This window comes from Microbacterium testaceum, assembly GCF_006539145.1.
Taxonomy (GTDB): domain Bacteria; phylum Actinomycetota; class Actinomycetes; order Actinomycetales; family Microbacteriaceae; genus Microbacterium; species Microbacterium testaceum.
Genome location: NZ_BJML01000020.1, coordinates 1 through 18494, shown reverse-complemented (window position 1 = coordinate 18494; position 18494 = coordinate 1). Strand labels below are relative to the sequence as shown.

Here is an 18494-nt window from a genome sequence, read left to right as displayed (position 1 = left end):
CCCCGGATGCCGGGGCCTCTCGCGCGACGCGGGGGTCCCGGCATCCACCCTTCTGCTCACGGTTCGGGGCGGGTTTCGCACCGAACCCGCCCGATCCACCGCCCCTCTCCCCGACACACGGAGCCCCGCATGACCGACCTCACCGCCGCCGCCCTCCCCTCTCTCGCGGCGAACGTGTCCGTGCCGACGTACGACCGCACGGCCGTGCGCTCGCGGATCGTGCACGTCGGGGTCGGCGGGTTCCACCGTGCGCACGAGGCCATGTACCTCGACCGTCTGCTCGAGGCCGGTCACACCGAGTGGGGCCTGTGCGGGGTCGGCGTCCTTTCGTTCGACGCCGCCATGCGCGACGCCCTCGCCGCTCAGGACGACCTCTACACGCTCGTCACCACCGCACCCGACGGCACCTCCGCCGCGCGCGTGATCGGCTCGATCGTCCAGTACCTCTTCGTCCCCGACGACCCCGAGGCCGTCGTCGCCAAGCTCGCCGACCCCGACACCGCGATCGTCTCGCTGACCATCACCGAGGGCGGCTACGGCATCGACGATGCCACGGGCGACTACTCCCCGCGCGATGAGGCGACTCTCGCCGACCTCGACGGCTCCGCCTCCCCGCGCAGCGTCATGGGCCTGCTCGCCGAGGGACTTCGTCGGCGGCGGGATGCCGGCATCCCGGCGTTCACGGTCATGTCCTGCGACAACATCCAGGGCAACGGGCACGTGGCCCGCGCCGCCCTCGTCGGCTTCGCCCAGCGCCTCGACCCGGGGCTCGCCACGTGGATCGCCCGGAACGTGTCGTTCCCGAACTCGATGGTCGATCGGATCACCCCGGTCACCACCGACGAGACGCGCGCCGCGGTCGCCGAGGAGTTCGGCATCCGGGATCGGTGGCCGGTGCGCAGCGAGTCGTTCGAGCAGTGGGTGCTCGAAGACGCCTTCACCGCCGGCCGTCCGCCGTTCGGCGAGGTCGGCGTGCAACTGGTGGACGACGTCGAGCCGTACGAGCTGATGAAGCTGCGCCTGCTCAACGCCTCGCACCAGGCGATGAGCTACCTCGGCATCCTGTCGGGTGCGCACTACGTGCACGAGGTCTGCACCGACCCGCTCTTCGTGGACTTCCTGCGGGGGTATATGCACGAGGAGGCAATCCCCACGCTCCGGCCCGTGCCGGGTATCGATCTCGACGCCTACTGCGACCAGCTCATCGCCCGCTTCGGCAGCGAAGCGATCCGCGACACCCTGGCGCGCCAGGTGGTGGACGGCTCCGACCGGCTGCCGAAGTTCCTGCTCCCCGTCGTGCGCGAGCAGCTCGCCTCGGGTGGGCGCATCGATCACGCGGCTCTCGTGCTCGCGGGGTGGAGCGTGTTCCTCGAGGGTCGCACCGAGAGCGGCGACGAGACCCCCGCCGTCGACAGCCGCCTCGACGAGCTCCGCGCGATCGTTCACGACGACCCGGCCGCGCTGCTCGACTACGCGCCGGTGTTCGGCGACCTCGGCCGGAACGCCCGCCTGCGCGAGGCCTACCTGTCGGCGCGCGCGTCGCTGGCCGAGCGGGGAGCGCGCGGCGCGATCGCCGCTCTCACCGTCTGATCCCTCGGGTGCGCCGCCGAAGGGCGCTCGCGCGACGGCGCATCACCCGTGGCCGAGGCCCCGCAGGAATCCGCTGATCGCGTCGTGGAACCGGGTCGCATCCTGGTTGGCCTCGTTGCAGTGCCCGGTCGTGTCGAACGCGACGAGTTCGGCTTCCGGATGCCGTTTGACGTACGCGAGAGATCCGCTCACCGGCACAACGGGGTCGCGCAGGCTGTGCACGATCAGCGTGGGCACCTGCGGAGCGGGGCGCGGGCCGTCGACCCAGTTGAGCGCTCGGGCATCCACCGCCTCGACGAGTCCGAGCGCCCGCGCGCCGAGACTGCTGCCGAGGATGCGCATCGACGAGCCGGCGACCGAGCGAGGAAGACGAGCGCCCGCGACGGCGTTCTCGACGACGCGCGTCCAGTCGAGGGCGGGAGCGACGAGCACGAGGCCGGTCACGCGATCGCGGTGAGCCGATTGTTCGAGGGCGAGCATCGCGATCGTGCCGCCCATCGACCACGCGACCACCACGATCTCCCGAGCCCCCTGCTCGACCGCGTAAGAGATCGCATCGTCGACATCGCGCCATTCGCGCGTGCCGAGCGTCGAGGGCAGGGAATCCGCGGGAGCGCACTCCTCATCCCCCGCGTACGACACGACGAGTGACATCCAGCCCGCATCCGCGGACGCCGGGGTGGAGCGCAGGGCACCGTTGCGGCTCGAGCGCAGGCCGTGCACGTGGATCGTCCACCGTCCGTCGGCGTTCTCGCGGTCGCCGACCTCCCACGCCTCCGCGACACCGCCACGCCGGAGCGGCACGGAGACATGGCGGGTGGGACCGACCTCTTCGGGGGCGCCGATGCTCTGTGACGTCCAGGTGGCCACGGCATCCCCGTCCTCGAGTCCGTCCGGACGCGAAGCGAGGGTGCGCACCACACGGTTCTTGTCGATGCGGAGCGGCTCGCCCACCACGACGTGCCGGCCGTCGTCGAGCCACAGGCCGTAGGTTCCCGGTTCGCGGCTCTCCCGCGTCGCGGGCACGGTGACCGTGTCGCCCGCGACCGTGATGGGGGCGTAGACCTTCGGAGCCTTGGGCGCGATGAGGCGGCGGGCGACATAGCCGGCGAGGGCCGTGTGGGCGACGGCGACGGTCGCGGCAGCGACACCGGTGCCGACAGCGAGGGATCGGATCATGAAGGGGCTCCCGAGGTTCGGCGGGTCAAGTGGGCGTCGATGTCGTCGAGCAGGGCGCGCTGCGCGGGGGTCAGCGGCGTCGAGGTGGCGATCGCGTCGTCTTCGACGGCGACCCGCAGGGCGTGCAGGCGCGTGTCGGCGACGGCATCCACGGGCAGTCCCGGAAAGGAGTCCGCCCCGCGTTCGCGCGCGACGGGCTCCAGCCGCGCGAGCAGTTCCTCCCCGCGTCGACGGATCTTGGCCGTCGTTCGGGATGCCACGAAGATGCCGATCACGAACGACACCACGCCGAGGTAGAACAGGGGGTCGAACAGCGCGCTGACCACGGCCTCGGGTGCGAAGAACCGCGACAGCGTGAGATCGAGGATCTCGCTCAGGCACCCGAGGACGATCCCCACGGCACCGATGCGGAAGAACGCGCGGGTCCTCGGGAGCGAGCCACGGGCCGAGCGGAACAGCAGCAGGCCGACGAGGGCGATGCCCGCCATGTGCAGCACCCCGTAGGCCCAGGCCCCGGTCGAGGTCGTCGCGAGGTCTTCGAGGAAACGGAACGACGACGTCCCGCGCTCGGGCATCGCGACGAAGAAGACGGCGGCGAAGAGCACGGCGAGGCCCCCCGGGAACCACCACCGCAGCGATCGGATACGCGCCGTCACCGGTGCCGTCCCGGCCTGGATGCCGAGCCACAGTGCCACCATCGTCAGCACGTTCTGCACGAGCTTGAGGATGTTCGTCCCGCCGATCAGGCCGTCGAGCATCGCGAGCGGGATCACCGTGCCCTGGGTGAGCAGGGCGATCGAGCCGATGAGGGCCGCGAGCCAGGCGATGCGCGCGCGCGGCTGGTGCCAGGCGACCCGCGCCCGGAGCACGACGACGAGCAGCAGCCCGACGAGCGCCGCGTCGATGAGCATCACGGTCACCATGACGATTCGGCCACCCTCGGCGAGGTGTAGAGCACGCGCGCGATACGGTGCGCGACGTGCTCGGCCACGAGCTCCGCCTCGTACTCCGGCGTGGTCAGCTCGGGATTGTCGTGCGGCGAGACCGAGGAGCGCTCGTGCAGGGCACCCGAGCAGTGCGCGTCGTCCAGAAGGTGCCCCAGTTCGTGGGAGGCGGCGAACTGGCTGTAGATCGCGGCATCCGCGGCCCGGACGTGAATGCTGCCCTCGCGCCGATCGGCGAAGTAGGTGAGGAAGCCCGTCAGCGTTCCCCACCCGGCGGTCTCGGCCTCGCGCACGACCCGCAGACGGATCTTCAGCGCCCGCTCGACCGCGTGGACGACCTCGTCGAACGTCATGCCGGGGGTCAGACCCGCGCGTTCGAACGCCCGATCCGCGCGCGCTTGCACGCGGGCGAGCATCTCGTCCGCCCCCGTCACCGCCGCGCCCCCTTACGGCTGATCATGTCGCGGGCGGCCTGCTTCGCAACGACCGGGCGATCGCCCGGAGGGCGTCGGGCGACATCTCCCCCAGGGCGCGGAACTGGATGCTGCTGGCCCCCGCTTCGCGCATGGCGTCGCGCAGCTCGAGTTCGGCCTCGGTGCAGTCGGTGACCGCGTCGTCGGTGTAGTCGGTGAGGTACTCGGTGGGGACGTCGGCCCACTGGGTGATCAGGCGGAGGACCTCTTCGTCGAGCACGACCGTGTTGGTGACGGCGGCCAGCAGAGCGCGGGCGCTCTCGGCAGCCGCCGGGTCGACCTCGTCGAGGTGGTCCATGAGGTCGCTCTCGCTGACCGCCTGGCTGTCGACGAGCCGGCGGACCCGTTCGGCGAGCGGGGAGGCGGGAACCCGCATCTCGATCCGAGGGGCCGACTCGGGATTCGCGACCTCTTCGGGGGACACCCCGAGAGCGGCGGCCAGCGCCTCGATGTCGTTGGTGTTGTAGGGCAGCGAGAAGCCGGCCCGCGACTGGTAGTAGCTCTTCGTCATTCCGGCGCGGCTGAGGAGCTCGCCCACCGTCAGGCCTTTCGCCTGGCGAAGGCGGTCCACATTCGCCACCACTCGGCGGGAGTACCGCGAGGGTGGTCCGACAGCGCCGCGACCCACGTTTCGATCGTAGACGCCCTCGACCACCGCCGGGCGACCGTATTTACGGCCTGACCTCGGGTGCTATTTACGAGGGGCTGTGCTTGGATGGAGGAAGACCGCGAGCGGGGGTCCGTGGGGGAACCCCTCGCGCGCGAGCGATCGGGAGAGGCTTCCCGATCCGTCGGCGACGGGCGCGGCACCATTGGGGGGTGCCGCGCCCGTTCGCTTCCCGGACCGGGAATCGACGCCCGACCCGGGTGGAACGCCTCAGAGGCCGCAGGACTCCCGCTCGACGAGTGAGACGTCGATCACCGTCAGCTCGTCGAGACCGAGACCGGCGTCGGGCTGCAGACGCGCGAACACCCGCTCGGCCGCGAGCGCTCCGATGCGGCGCGGGTCCTGGTCGACCACCGTGACCGAGGGGGTCAGGGTGTCGGCCATCGGGAAGTCTCCGAAGCCGACGAACGGCAGGGACTGCCCGCGCAGCACGTGCGCCAGCGCCATCGAGGAGCGGGCGTTGGCCGAGAAGACGGCGGTGGGCGGATCGGCGAGCGCGCGCAGGCGTTCGAGGGCGGATGCCGCGGACGCGCGGTCCGACACCTGCGAGGCGATCAGGTCTTCATCCACGTCGACCCCCGCTTCGCGCAGCGCCCGGCGCCAGCCCTCGACGCGCTTCGTCTCGGTCGAGAGGTGCACCATGTCGCCGAGGTAGGCGATGCGGCGATGCCCGTGCGAGAGCAGGTGAGACGTGGCGAGGTGCGCCCCGGCCTCGTCGTTCTCGGTGAACGTGTCGGTGAGCAGGCCCACCGGAGCACGGTCGACGAAGACGATCGGCGTGTGTCCGCGCCAGCGCTCGAGCCACGAGTGGTCGGTGCCGACCGGAGCGATCACGAGACCGGTGAGCTGGCGTCCGAGGAGCGACTCGAGCGCGGGCCGCTCGTCGGCGGGGTCCTCGCCCAGGCTGGTGACGAGGGTGGAGAGTCCCCGGCGGCGGGCGGTGTCCTCGACGGAGCGCGCGATCGCAGCGAAGAACGGGTCGACCACGTCGGGAACGGCCACCCCGATGACCGAGGCGCGACCCGCGCGGAAGGTGGTCGCCAGGGCGTTCGGAACGTAATTGAGCTCCCGCATCGCGGCCTCGACGAGGGCGCGGGTGTCGGGCAGCACGTGCGGGTCGTCGTTGAACACGCGCGACACGGTCTTGGTGCTCACCCCGGCGCGCAGGGCGACATCGCGCATCGTGGTCACGAGGCACCTCCGGGGTAGGGGTTCGGGCGGGGAGCTGCTCCGACAGGCCACCCTATCCGGCGGCGGGTCGAACCCGCCCGCCCGGGACCTCGACGACGCTCCCCCGCATGCACCCGCGGTGAGCGCGCCCCGTCTCGGGCGGGCGTGGTCATGTCAGCGACCGTCGACGGCGTCGGCGAGCTCACGCAGGCGCGGCAGGGCGCGCCCCGAGAGCAGCTCCTCACGGCGACCGGCGTCGATCGACAGGCTGTCCTTCCACAGCGACCGACCGGCCATCGCGCCCGAGGCGCCGTTCGCGACCGCCGTGCGCACCTGCTCGATGAAGGTCTCGTGATCGACGCCGGCCGACAGCACGGCCCACGGCACACCCTGGGCGACCTCGGTCACCCGGGCGCTCGCCTCCGCCGACCCCGGGTACTGGAGCTTGAGGATCTTCGCGCCGCACGCCACCGCGAGCGCGGCGCCGTCGACGACGAGGTCGGCGAAGGCGGCCTTGTACTCCTCGTCACTCTCGCCCTCGAGCTGGTAGGTCAGCAGTTCGACGATGAGCAGCAGGCCCTCGTCCTCGCACGCCTGCACGAGGTCGCGGATCTCCTGCGCGACGCGGGAGTCGGCATCCTGCCTGTCGGGGCGCGTGTAGTAGAGCATCTTCGCCACGGTCCCGCCCATGTCGCGGACGGTGCGGGGGGTCACCCCCGGTACGAAGCGCGTGTACTTCAGGCCGTCGACGGTCTCGAAGCCCGAGGCATCGAGACCCACGACGAGACCGGTCTCGCGGTCGAGCACGCCGTCGTCGACGATCTGGGGAAGCGCGACCTCGGGGTCGAGCAGGATCGCGGGAGCGTGGTTGGCGAGGTGACGCACGAGGTCGGCCTTCACCTCGGCGAGCTCCTCGCGCGTGATGGCGTCGGAGCCGCCCGGCGCGTCTTTGATGGCCGCCTTCATGCCGTTGCGCTGGTCGGCGGCGACGATGAGCATGTGGCCGCCGGGGGTGCTGATCGATTGGAGCGCGCGGCGCTCGAGCGTGGTGAGTTCGTTCATGATCTCTCTTCTCTGGGGTCTGTTCGCGCGTCCGATCGGGACGGGCGCGGCGAGTGCGGAAGTCAGGAGGGGACGGATGCCGAGACGAGGCGCCGCGCCCTGTCGGCGGCCCCCCATGCGACGTCCTGCTCGCGGGTGGACAGGGACGGATTCGGAAGCACCTCGGCGCGGGCGCGTCGGACGGAGGCCATGCCCGCCCAGCCGCCGGTGAGGGTCGCATGGGTGGCCGGGGCGACCTCGCGGTCCATCGCGGCGATGAGCGCCGCGATCTCGTCGTTGCTGTGCCGCAGCGCAGCACCGAAGATCTCGGCGGGCGACGCCTCGGCGTGAAGGGCCAGGCGCAGCACGCCGTCGTCGTTGCGGGCACCGGTCACCTCGATGGCCCCCGCCGGCAGCTCTCCCTCGAACGGCAGAGCCATCACCGCGTCGTCGAGCGCATCTCGACCGGCGCGGTCGGTGATCCCCGCCGCGTGCAGCGCGCGGCGCAGCAGCAGCCCGGTCTTCACCCCGGCGACGAGCACGTGCTGGCCGGGAACGACGTGGCGCACCTCGTTGATGAGCGCGTCGGCGAGGCGCTGTCGCGCCGCGAACCCGAGGGGTGCGTCGAGCACGCGCAGCAGCACCTCGGCGGTGCCGAGCGACACGTGGTAGCCGGCGGCATCCAGGGTCCCGTTGGCTTGAGCGGCGACGAGGTGATCGTGGCCGGCCACGGTGAGGGCGGCGCCGTCGACACGGGGACCGAAGGCACCGGATGCCGTGCCCCAGGGCAGTCCGCCCCCGCGCAGCGGTGGCAAGAGGTCGTCGGTGACGCCCAGCGCGTCGAGCATCGCGGGCCAGGCGGCGCCGGAGTCCTGGTCGATGAGGCCGGTGCGCGAGGCGAGGGACAGTTCGAGGGCGATGTCGCCTCCGAGGGCCGCGACGACGAACTCCGGCAGGTCGAGCCATCGGAGACCGGCGAGGTCGGTGCCCTGGTCGCGGAGCCAGGCGAGCTTCGCGACGCTCACCTGCGCCCCGAGAGGAAGGCCGGTGCGCCCGGCGAACTCCTCGCGGACCGCGGCGGGGAAGGCGGCGATCTGATCGAGGCCGCGGGGATCGAACCACGCGAAACCGGGAGCCACGGCGGCGCCCTCGGCACCGATGAGCATGCCGGTCTCGCCCATGCCCGCGACGGCGAGCGAGGTCAGCGGGGCGGTGGTGCGGGGTGCGAGTTCGGCATCGACGAGGTCGACCAGCGCGCGGATCGCGCGGAGCAGGTCGTCGGCGACGATATCGGTCGTTCCCGCCGCACCCACGCGCCACGGCGTCGGCACCTGCGCTCCGGCGACCTCGGCGCCGTCGTCGTCGATGACGAGCATCTTGATCGCGGTGCTGCCGAGGTCGAGCCCGCCGTGCAGGCGTGCGCGCCCCGAAACCATGTCACCGGTGTCTCGCATGAGCGGCCGTCCTTTCCGGAACTTCTTCGAGTCCCGGAATTTCAAGCATGACACCGGTGACTTGCTACGTCTATGGTGGGGGTATGCCGTCCCCGTGTCAAATACCCGATCCGCTCGCCGTCGTCGTCGCCGGAACCGCGGGAAGCGGCAAGACCACGCTCGGACGCAGGATCGCCGAGACCCTTCGTGCTCCGCTCGTCGACCTCGACAGCGTGACCACGCCGCTGCTCGACGCGCTCCCCGCCGACGAGCTGGGCGGGCACTGGCTGACCTCGCCGCACGCCTCCGCCATCCGCGCCGGCCGCTATGCCGCCCTGCGCGCGACGGCCGCCGACGCCCTGTCCACGACCGGCCGCGTCGTGGTCGTCGCCCCGTTCACCGCGGAGCTCTCCGGCGGGTCCGAGTGGCAGGCGCTGCGCGCCGCCCTCGCTCCCGCCGAGCCGCACGTCGTGCACGTCGACGGAGACCCCGCCGTCCTGGCATCCCGTCGCATCTCCCGCGGAGCATCACGAGACGCGCACCGGCCGGACACGCCGCCGATCTCGCCGGCCATCGCCGTGACCGCTGTCGACGCGGAGCTCTCCACCGCCCAGCAGCTGGCGCGGGTGCTGCCCGCACTGGGCATCCGCCGCCCGGTCGATGCCGACGCCGCGATCTTCGCGCGCGACTTCGACGCGGTGCTCTTCGACCTCGACGGCACGCTCGTGGACTCCACGGCATCCGTCGTCCGCTCCTGGCGACGCTTCGCCGAGCACTTCGAGGTGTCGATGGAGGCACTGCACGCCAACCACGGCCAGCCCGCGCGCACGCTGGTCAGCCTGCTCCTCCCCGCCGATCGGGGCGCTGAGGCGATCGCGCACGTCACCGATCTCGAGGTGGCGGATGCCGCGGGTCTCGCGCCCGTCCGCGGCGCACAGGAGTTCTTCGCCTCGGTGCCCGCCGAGCGACGGGCCATCGTGACCTCGGGCTCGGTGCCCATCGCGACCGCGCGCCTGTCGGCTGCGGGGTTCGAACGCCCCGCGGTTTTCGTCACCGTCGACGACGTCGTCAACGGCAAACCGCACCCCGAGCCGTTCCTGACGGCGGCCCGGCGTCTCGGCGTGGACCCCGCCCGCTGCCTCGTCGTCGAAGACGCGCCCGCCGGCATCGCCGCGGCCCGTGCGGCCGGCTGCACCGTGCTGGCCCTGACCGGGACGACCGGCGAAGAGGAGCTGACCGCCGACCTCGTGGTGGACGGGCTGGATGCCGTGCGCCTCGACGTCACGGCATCCGGAGCACTGCGACTGCGCCCGCACGACCGCTGAGGGGAGGAGATTCCGACGACGGAGGACGCTCGCCCCGAAAATGTCCTCCCTTCCCCGAATCCCCTCCCCGCGCGGAGCATGACCGCGCCGTCGGCCTCAGCCGATGGGAACCGGCATGCGCTCGACGCCGTAGCTCAGGGTCGCCGACTCACCCGTCTGCTCGTCGAGGAGCTCGACCTCCCAGCGATCGGCGAACTGGTCGACGCCGGGGATCATGGGGATGGTGCCCGAGATGAGGGCCACTCCCTCATGGCGCTCCCCGCGCTCGGCGAGCACGTCGAGCCAGTACTGCGGCGAGAGGAGGTCGCCGACGCGTCCGTCCTGGATGAGCGTGCGCTCCTGCCCGACCCACGCGCGCAGCCGCAGGTCGTCGACCCGCCCCCCGAGCGACGACAGGCGCCAGGCGCGCCGGCCGAGCATGTCGGGGCCGGCGTTCTTGCTCCAGGCGACGCCGTGCACCTCGAGGGCGCGGTCGGTGTGGTCGCACGCGACCGTGAGCAGCACGTCGTCGGCGTTCGGACCCGCGATCACGATGCCCCACTCGGCCTCTCCCGAGGTGCGCTCGTGCTGGGCCTCGACGCTGTCGCTCTGCCGGGCGAGGTAGGACGACACTGGGTACAGCGACGGCGTCGTCGTGGGAGCGGGCACGCCCAACTCCGCGAGTTCCTCGATGTGGTGACGCACGGCGGCCTGATCGCGGCCCGCGTAGCCGGCGTTGTAGAGGTGCTGCACGTCGATGGAGACGAGGGTGTCCTCGCCGATGATCTCGAATTCCAGAGCGGTCACTTCGCCTCTTCCCATTGTTACGACGCGGAAAAATCTCGCCGCATCGGTTGCGTATACGTTTTGTATACAGGAAGTATGAGGGAAACGAAAACGCGGCGACCCGATGCGCCGACACCAGAGGAGACCCTCATGACGAACGTCCGAAACGCCGCGCCGGGCAGCCGGGAGCGCACGCGCTCGCTCGCCAAGGCGTACACCGCGAGCCTCACCGGCACGGCACTGGAGTGGTACGACTTCGCCGTCTACTCCGCCGCCGCCGCCGTCGTGTTCCCGGTGCTGTTCTTCCCCGAGAGCGATCCGCTCACGGGCGCCCTGCTCGCCTTCTCCACCTACGCGGTCGGTTACCTCTCCCGCCCGGTCGGAGGGATCGTGTTCGGCCGCCTGGGCGACAAGATCGGCCGCAAGAAGGTGCTGGTCATCACCCTTCTGCTCGTCGGCATCGCGACCTTCCTCATCGGCGTCCTCCCGACGTACGACGCCGTCGGGCCGCTCGCCGCGGTCATCCTCGTCCTCCTGCGCTTCGCACAGGGAGTGGGCGTGGGCGGCGAGTGGGGTGGAGCCGTGCTGCTGTCGAGCGAATTCGGCACGCCCCAACGCCGCGGCTTCTGGGCCTCCGCCGCGCAGGTCGGGCCGCCCGCGGGAAACCTGCTCGCCAACGGCGTGCTCGCCGTCCTGACGCTGATGCTGACCGACGAGCAGTTCCTCGCGTGGGGCTGGCGCGTCGCCTTCCTGCTGTCGGCCCTGCTCGTCGCGTTCGGCCTGTGGATCCGCCTCGCGCTCGAGGACACCCCGATCTTCCGCGCCATCGAGCAGTCGGGCGACCGTCCGGAGGCCCCGGTCAAGGACGTCTTCCGGCTCGAGGGCCGCGGGCTGCTGGCCGCGATCCTGTGCCGCCTCGCGCCCGACATCCTCTACGCGATGTTCACGGTCTTCACGCTGACCTACGGCCTCACCCAACTCGGCATGGAGCGCTCGCAGGTGCTGACCGCGACCCTGATCGGGTCGGCCTTCCAGCTCGCGCTCATCCCGCTCGCCGGATGGATCAGCGACCTCGTCAACCGGCGCCTGCTCTACGGGATCGCGGCGGTGGCCGCCGCGGCCTGGCCCTTCGTCTTCTTCCTCATGATCGGCGGCGGCTCGATGCCACTGTTCGTCCTGGGCGTCGTGGTGGGCCTCGCGATCCACTCGTTCCTGTACGGTCCGCAGGCGGCGTTCATCACCGAGCAGTTCAGCCCGCGCCTGCGCTACACGGGGTCGTCACTGGCCTACACGATCGCCGGTGTCTTCGGCGGGGCACTGGCTCCCGTGATCTTCACCGCTCTGTTGAGCGCCACCGGTAGCTGGGTCGCCCCGGCGATCTACCTCGCCGTGGCCGCCGTGCTGACCATCGTGGGGGTGCTGCTCGGCCGCAACCCGCAGCACGCCGAAGACGAGGAGTACCTCGAAGTGCTCTCGACGTCGCGCGCGGGATCGGCGGGAGCCGAGTCCTAGGACCCGGTCAGGATCGTTCGGAGGGTGATGCTCAGGTGGTCGTCGATGGCTTTCTCGGCGGCCGCCTGATCTCCCGCCCTCAGGGCATCGACGATGGCACCGTGCTCGTGCGTGACGGCGTCCCACCGCGACGGTCCGATCCCCAACGCCGCGATCCCCACCCGCACCTGGCGCTCGCGCAGCGCCGCATAGCTGCGGGAGAGGAACGAATTGCCCGCGGCGTCGACGAGAACCTGGTGGAACTGCCTGTCGAGCTCGATGCACGCGCGGGCCTGCTCGAACGTCACACGCGTCAGTCCCTCGGTGACGGCCTGCTGACGACCCATGATCTCGGCGAGCGCCTCGTGCGGCGAAACGCCCTGGAAGAACGCACGCTGGACGGCGAAGCGCTCGATCAGGCCGCGCATCTCCATCAGCTCGGCCGTCTCGCGCGGGGTCAAGGCGGCGACGCGGGCTCCCCGACGCGGCTCGAGGTCCACCAGCCCCTCCGACGCAAGAATCAGCAGCGCCTCCCGGACCGGCGTGCGCGAGACTCCGACCTCGTCGGCGACATCTTGTTCGTTGATGAAGCCGCCCTCGACCTGGGGGTCGGTGAGCAGGGCGCGAAGATGCTCGAGGGCGCGGTCGCGACCCGACGGGGACGTGGCTGAAGGCATACAAAATGTATACAACACGGGGCGACCCGTACGAAGGAGACACCCATGCGCATCGCTCTGGCACAGGTCGTGGCCGGTTCCGACCCCGTCGAGAACCTCTCGATCATCGCCCGCGAGACCCGACGAGCGGCCGCCGACGGCGCCGAGCTCGTCGTCTTCCCCGAGGCGGTCATGTGCCGCTTCGCCGGCCCCGACCTCGGCGGGGTCGCCGAGCCTCTCGACGGTCCGTGGGCCGAGGGTGTGCGCCGCATCGCACGAGAGGCCGGCGTGACGATCGTGGTCGGCATGTTCACCCCGTCGGCGAGCCCCGAACGCGTGCGCAACACCCTCCTCGTCGCCGGTGCCGTCGACGCGAGCTACGACAAGATCCACCTCTACGACGCCTTCGGGTATCGAGAGTCGGATGCCGTTGAGCCCGGCGACCACCCGGTGACGTTCGACCTGAACGGCGTCCGCATCGGGGTGGCCACGTGTTACGACGTGCGCTTCCCCGAGCTCTTCCGTGCGCTGGCCGAGGAGGGCGCCGACCTCGTTCTCGTCGCGGCCTCGTGGGGCTCCGGGCCGGGCAAGCGCGAGCACTGGGAGCTGCTGACGCGCGCTCGGGCTCTCGACACCACGACCGTGGTGGTGGCCGTCGGCCAGGCCGATCCGCTGACCATCGGCCGCGACGACGGCGCGGGCGCTCCGACCGGCATCGGCTTCAGCGGAGTCATCGCCGCAGACGGGACCGACGTCGTCCGCCTCGGCGATGCGCCGGAAACCCTCGTCGTCGACGTCGACGGCCCCCTGGCCGCGGTCCCCCGCGTCCGCGCCGCCCTTCCGGTCCTCGCCAACGGCCACCGCCTCTGACGACCGGGCCCGTGGGGGTCAGCGCGTGGCGCGTTCCAGCAGCTCCAGCACGTGCACGTACGACTCCCCCGTCGCCTTCGTCATGCCCAGCTCGCACGTGCGGTTGCACGACGCGTGCGCGTCGGCTCCCCACCCGGCCACCTCCGCCGCCTCCGGGGCGGTCGCGGCCTCGGTCAGCTCGGGGTGCAGCATGCCCCGGTCGCCCGCGTAGGCGCAGCAGCCCCACGCGTCGGGAACGCGAACCTCGGCTGCCACGGCCGCGCCGATGGCCCGTAGCGCCGGGTCGATCCCCAGCTGCGTCGACGAGCACGTGGGGTGCAGCGCCAGCAGCTCCGCCACCGGCGTCGGGGAGAGACGCGGAAGCAGAGTGGATGCCGCGAAGGCCACGGCATCCATCACCTGCACGCCCTCGTCACGGAGGGTGGCGGCGAAGCCCTCGGTGCAGCTGGACGCATCGCAGATGACCGGCAGGGCGCCGTCGCGGGACGCCGAGCGCACCGCCGCCCGCACCCGGGCGGTCATCGTCGCGTGCCCCTTCGCGTAGCCCTTCGACGACCAGGGGGTGCCGCAGCAGAGGGCGTCGATGCCGTCGGGCACGATCGCCGCGACCCCGGCGCGCTCGAGCAGGCGTGTGAACGCAGCCGTGGCACCGATGCCGTCGGAGGGCCCGAACATGCTCCCCACACACGCCGGAAGGAACACCGCCGAGGGCTCGACGCCGGGGAAACCGACCACCGACCCCAGCGACCGCCGCGACGCCCCACCCGCGGGCAGCTCCGGCGCATACCGGGGCACCGTGTCGGTTCCGAGCACCGCGCGGGCGGCATCCGTCACCGTCCGGACGAGCGGCATCGGCACCTTCTCGGCGGCGGTCAGCGCCACCGACCCCGCCCGCGTGACCGCTCCCCACCCCGTCGCCGCCGCCGACCACCCGGCGGCGAGCACGGGGTTCGCGTCTTCGCGTCGGAAGCGCTTCATGAGGGTTCCCGTGTTGATGAGCACCGGGCACGCGGTCTGGCACATGCCGTCGACGGCGCAGGTCTGCACGCCGTCGTAGTCGTAGTCCTTCTCGAGCTCCGCCACGAGACCCCCGTCGCCGCGCTCGCGCGCCGCGGTCGAGGCGCGCCGCACGACGATGCGCTGCCGCGGGGTGAGGGTGAGGGAGCGGCTCGGGCACACCGGCTCGCAGTAGCCGCACTCGACGCACCGGTCGGCCTCGGGCTCGATCGTCACCGGCGCCTTGAGGTGGCGCATGTGCGCACCGGGATCGTCGTCGATGATGACGCCCGGGTTCAGGATGCCGCTCGGGTCGAGCAGACGCTTGAGCTCCACCATCACGTCGTGAAGTTCGTCGCCGTACTGCCGGCGCACGTACGGCGCCATCGCGCGCCCCGTACCGTGCTCGGCCTTGAGGTTGCCGCCCGCCTCCAGCACGAGGTCGACCATCGCGTCGGTGAAGCCCTCGAAACGCCCCAGGGCCTTGGCCCCCTCGAAGCGGTCGGTCAGCATGAAGTGGATGTTGCCGTCCTTGGCGTGGCCGAAGATGACGCTGTCGTCGTAGCCGAAGCGGGCGAAGAGCTCCTGAAGCCCATCGCAGGTGTCGGCGAGACGCTCGACGGGGACGACCACGTCTTCGAGCAGGGCCGTGGTGCCGCTCGGCCGGGCCCCGGCGACCGACGCGTAGAGCCCCTTGCGGAAGGTCCACGCCGCGGCGCGTTGGGCGGGGTCGCGAGAGAAGACGGCGGGGTCGAGAAGGTGCTCCGCGGCAAGCACGCGGGAACCGGCCTCCGCGAGAGTGCGCAGGGAGTCGTTGTCGTCGGCGTGATACTCCACCAGCAGTGCCGCCTGCGTCGTCGCCTCGAAGCCGTGGATGGCGGCGGGGGTCCCGGCCAGACGCTGTCCGACGCGCAGAGACGTGGCATCCATCAGCTCCAGCGTCGCCGCTCCCGTCGAGACCAGAGCCGGCAGAGACCGGGTCGCCGCGTCGAGAGTGGGGAACACCGCGAGGGTGGTGGAGACCGCGGGCCGGATCGGCACGGTGCGGAAGGTCGCCTCGGCGACGAACGCGAGCGTCCCCTCCGACCCCACGACCAGATGCGCGAGCAGCGCCGCGGGTGTGTCGAAGTCGAGGAAGGCGTTGAGGGCGTAACCCATCGTGTTCTTCATCGCGAACTGCCGCTCGATGAGCGCGACGCTGGCCGCGTTGCGCACCACGCGTTCGCGCAGCCGCATCAGCCCCTCGACGAGGGCGGGTTCACGGTCGCGCAGCAGCGCATCGGCGTCGGCGGCGGCCGTGTCGACGAGGGTCCCGGATGCCAGCACCAGAACGAGCCCCTCGAGGGTGCGGTACGAGTTCTCGACCGTGCCGCAGGCCATGCCGCTGGAGTTGTTCGCGACGACCCCGCCGATGGTGCAGGCGGCTTCGCTCGCCGGGTCGGGACCGAGCCGATGGCCGTGCCGCAGCAGACGCGCATTGACCTGGCGCACGGTCGCCCCGGGCTGCGACCGCACTCGGCGGCCGCCGTCGAGCACGTCGATGCGCCCGAAGCCCTGCCGCACGTCGACGAGCAGACCATTGCCCGACGACTGCCCCGAGAGGCTCGTCCCGCCGGAGCGGAAGGTGACGGGCGTGCGGGATGCCGTGGCCCCGCGCAGGATGCCGGCCACCTCGGCCGCGTCGGCGGCGACGACCACCGCATCCGGGGTCAGCAGATAGTGCGAGGCGTCGTTGGCGTACGCGACGCGGTCGATTGCCCGGGTGCGGATGCGCGAGACATCGGCGACGGCCGCGGCGATCTGGGGAGCGATCTCGGTCGGAGCGAGGGTCATGCGTGATCCTTCGGACGGTGCGGGCGGAACGCGGGAGGGATCACTCGTGACCTTCCGGGGTGAGGACCCGGGCGAGATCCGGCTCGATGTGGACGAGAGCCCGGATGCCGACCGGCTGTCCCGAGACGACGGTCGACGTGTGCGACACGGCATGGGCACCCCATTCCGCCGCCGACGCCGCCGCGAGGGCGAGGACGTCGGAGCCGGCGGCGGGCGCGCTCGTCAGCCCGAGCAGGAAGCCCGCGAGAGCGGCATCCCCCGCCCCGGCGGTGTTGGCGACGAACGGGGCATCGGCCCGGGCGAACACCGCACGGTCGGCCGTGACGGCGATGAGGCCGTCGGCACCGAGGCTCGCGAGAACCGTCCCGACACCGCGGGCGACGATCTCGCGAGCGGCGGCGACGACCTCACCCAGGGTGACGAGGGGGCGTCCGACCGCCGCCGAGAGCTCCTCGGCGTTGGGGGTGAGCAGGTCGATGCCGGCGGGATCGACAAGGAGAGCGTCCAGTGCCGCCCCGCTCGTATCGACAGCGACCCGCGCCCCGTGCTCGCGCGCGAGTGCGCGGACGGGGGCCAGGTCGACGAGGGTGCCGGTGCCGGCCAGTTCGGGCAGGCTCCCCGAGACCACGAGCCAGGGGTCGGTGCGATCCGCGAGTTCTTCGCGCAGCGCCGCGATCGTGGCCGCCCATGCTTCGGGCGCCAGCGGCGGCGTGGGAGCGTTGACCTTCGTGGTGGCCCCCTGGGCGTCGATGATCGACGTGTTGACGCGCGTCGCCCCGGGCACCTCGACGATGCGCAGCAGCGGTGCGGTGAGTCCGCACCGGGCGAAGCGCACGTCGTCGGCGCCGAGCACGACGATCGCCGCGGTGTCGGCTCCCCCCGCGGCGAGGGCGGCCGAGACGTTGACGCCCTTGCCGCTCACCTCGCGGGTATAACTGTCGGCACGCGCGAAGGCACCGCGATGCAGGGTGCCGACGCGGTAGGTGGCGTCGATGGCACCCGCGGCGGTGAGGGTGACGATGCCGCTCACGCGTCGCGCCCCGTCACGACGCCGAGCAGGCGCTGCACCTCGGCGGCGACCGCCGCACGCCCCGGGGCGAGCCAGCGGCGGGGATCGATGGCATCCGGGTCCCGGTCGAGCTCGTCGCGGACCGCCGCGGTCAGCACGGTGTTGAGGTGCGTGCCGATGTTGATCTTGCGCATGCCCGCCCGCACGGCGCCGTCGATGCCGGCGTCGGCGACCCCGCTCGAGCCGTGCAGGACGAGGGGGACGGGTACGGCTGCGGCGAGCTCGGCGATGAGCGCCTCGTCGAGCCGGGCGCTGCGCTCGCGCATGGCGTGCTCGCTGCCGACGGCCACGGCGAGGGCGTCGACGCCGGTGGCCTCGACGAAGCGCACGGCCTCGGCCACGTCGGTGCGCACGCCCGGCGCGTGGGCGCCCTTGCCGCCGATCTCGCCGAGCTCGGCCTCGATCCAGGCACCGGCGGCGTGCACGCGGGCGGCGACGGCGGCGGTGCGCTCGAGGTTCTCGGCATCCGTCAGATGAGCGGCGTCGAACATCACCGACCGGATGCCGACGGCCAGGGCCTCGTCGACGAGCGGCTCGTCGGTCGCATGGTCGAGGTGCACGACGACGGGGACACGCGCGTTCTCGGCCAGGCGGAGAGCGGCCGAGGCAGCCGGGCCGACCCCGCCGTGGAACGCGATCGCGTTCTGCGACAACTGCAGGATCACCCCCGACCCCGCGGCCTCGGCTCCGGCGACGATGGCCTCGGCGACCTCGAGGGTGATGAAGTTGAAGGCCCCGACCGCACGGTGCGCGGCGAGCAGTTCGGGCATGTCGGCCAGCGGCACGGCGGTCTCTCTCTCGGGTCTCCCCTTCGTGTGAGGGGTCGTTTTCTGTCGCCGGGGACATCCCGCGGCGACCGTTGTCGGCCGCTCACGAAGGGACGAGGGGCCGGAACGGGGGGGGGACGGCGAGGAGCCCTGACCCCCTGAGACGTCTGACGAGGGTGGATGCCGGGACCCTCGCGTGGACGTGAGGGTCCCGGCATCCGGGGG

The 18494-nt window shown here is 72.0% G+C and carries 16 protein-coding genes; 4 read left to right on the top strand and 12 right to left on the bottom strand.

Annotated features, from left to right (window positions below):
* The first annotated feature begins 129 nt into the window (after positions 1–129).
* Positions 130–1590 (top strand): mannitol dehydrogenase family protein, encoded by a 1461-nt coding sequence (locus MTE01_RS16740; protein ID WP_141378438.1) that lies wholly within the window; start codon positions 130–132, stop codon positions 1588–1590.
* A gap of 42 nt (positions 1591–1632) precedes the next feature.
* Here the strand turns inward: MTE01_RS16740 and MTE01_RS16735 are convergent, their stop codons facing one another.
* From MTE01_RS16735 to MTE01_RS16705, 7 genes are all read right to left on the bottom strand, one after another.
* Positions 1633–2769 carry an alpha/beta hydrolase family protein gene (locus MTE01_RS16735; protein ID WP_103211023.1) on the bottom strand — a complete coding sequence of 379 codons (1137 nt, stop codon included), beginning with the start codon at positions 2767–2769 and terminating at the stop codon, positions 1633–1635.
* Entirely contained in the window at positions 2766–3692 is a 927-nt protein-coding gene (locus MTE01_RS16730; protein ID WP_141378437.1) for a hypothetical protein, read from the bottom strand. The genes MTE01_RS16735 and MTE01_RS16730 overlap by 4 nt, the downstream gene beginning before the upstream one ends.
* Positions 3686–4147: a hypothetical protein gene (locus MTE01_RS16725; protein ID WP_116240184.1), complete on the bottom strand. Its 462-nt coding sequence runs from the start codon at positions 4145–4147 to the stop codon at positions 3686–3688. The genes MTE01_RS16730 and MTE01_RS16725 overlap by 7 nt, the downstream gene beginning before the upstream one ends.
* Before the next feature lie 22 nt (positions 4148–4169).
* Positions 4170–4814 (bottom strand): helix-turn-helix domain-containing protein, encoded by a 645-nt coding sequence (locus tag MTE01_RS16720; RefSeq protein WP_170210740.1) that lies wholly within the window; start codon positions 4812–4814, stop codon positions 4170–4172.
* A gap of 249 nt (positions 4815–5063) precedes the next feature.
* Entirely contained in the window at positions 5064–6035 is a 972-nt protein-coding gene (locus tag MTE01_RS16715; protein WP_103211029.1) for a LacI family DNA-binding transcriptional regulator, read from the bottom strand.
* Positions 6036–6197: 162 nt separating this feature from the next.
* Positions 6198–7085, bottom strand: a complete 888-nt coding sequence (locus MTE01_RS16710; RefSeq protein WP_103211027.1) for a tagatose-bisphosphate aldolase — start codon at positions 7083–7085, stop codon at positions 6198–6200.
* Positions 7086–7147: 62 nt separating this feature from the next.
* Positions 7148–8518, bottom strand: coding sequence for an FGGY family carbohydrate kinase (locus MTE01_RS16705; protein ID WP_218026383.1), 1371 nt, complete (start codon positions 8516–8518; stop codon positions 7148–7150).
* An 83-nt stretch (positions 8519–8601) separates the two neighbouring features.
* Here MTE01_RS16705 and MTE01_RS16700 point away from each other — a divergent pair, with 83 nt between their 5' ends.
* Positions 8602–9822: an HAD-IA family hydrolase gene (locus MTE01_RS16700; protein WP_170210742.1), complete on the top strand. Its 1221-nt coding sequence runs from the start codon at positions 8602–8604 to the stop codon at positions 9820–9822.
* A 96-nt stretch (positions 9823–9918) separates the two neighbouring features.
* On the opposite strand, the gene MTE01_RS16695 is transcribed toward MTE01_RS16700, so the two are convergent.
* Positions 9919–10608 carry a DUF2848 domain-containing protein gene (locus tag MTE01_RS16695; RefSeq protein WP_218026382.1) on the bottom strand — a complete coding sequence of 230 codons (690 nt, stop codon included), beginning with the start codon at positions 10606–10608 and terminating at the stop codon, positions 9919–9921.
* 129 nt (positions 10609–10737) lie between these two features.
* Between MTE01_RS16695 and MTE01_RS16690 the strand changes: the two genes are divergently transcribed.
* Complete coding sequence (locus tag MTE01_RS16690) at positions 10738–12099, top strand: MFS transporter (RefSeq protein ID WP_103211017.1); 1362 nt, start codon at positions 10738–10740, stop codon at positions 12097–12099.
* Here the strand turns inward: MTE01_RS16690 and MTE01_RS16685 are convergent.
* Positions 12096–12755 carry a GntR family transcriptional regulator gene (locus MTE01_RS16685; protein ID WP_116240189.1) on the bottom strand — a complete coding sequence of 220 codons (660 nt, stop codon included), beginning with the start codon at positions 12753–12755 and terminating at the stop codon, positions 12096–12098. The genes MTE01_RS16690 and MTE01_RS16685 overlap by 4 nt on opposite strands.
* A gap of 45 nt (positions 12756–12800) precedes the next feature.
* Here MTE01_RS16685 and MTE01_RS16680 point away from each other — a divergent pair, with 45 nt between their 5' ends.
* Positions 12801–13604, top strand: a complete 804-nt coding sequence (locus MTE01_RS16680; protein WP_141378433.1) for a carbon-nitrogen hydrolase family protein — start codon at positions 12801–12803, stop codon at positions 13602–13604.
* An 18-nt stretch (positions 13605–13622) separates the two neighbouring features.
* Here MTE01_RS16680 and MTE01_RS16675 read toward each other — a convergent pair whose 3' ends face one another.
* From MTE01_RS16675 to MTE01_RS16665, 3 genes are read right to left on the bottom strand one after another with little or no spacing between them, the layout of a single operon-like run.
* Positions 13623–16433: an FAD-binding and (Fe-S)-binding domain-containing protein gene (locus tag MTE01_RS16675; RefSeq protein ID WP_218026381.1), complete on the bottom strand. Its 2811-nt coding sequence runs from the start codon at positions 16431–16433 to the stop codon at positions 13623–13625.
* Positions 16434–16473: 40 nt separating this feature from the next.
* Positions 16474–17463: a 1-phosphofructokinase family hexose kinase gene (locus tag MTE01_RS16670; RefSeq protein WP_170210741.1), complete on the bottom strand. Its 990-nt coding sequence runs from the start codon at positions 17461–17463 to the stop codon at positions 16474–16476.
* Complete coding sequence (locus MTE01_RS16665; RefSeq protein ID WP_246078348.1) at positions 17460–18287, bottom strand: class II fructose-bisphosphate aldolase; 828 nt, start codon at positions 18285–18287, stop codon at positions 17460–17462. The genes MTE01_RS16670 and MTE01_RS16665 overlap by 4 nt, the downstream gene beginning before the upstream one ends.
* Positions 18288–18494 lie beyond the last annotated feature (207 nt).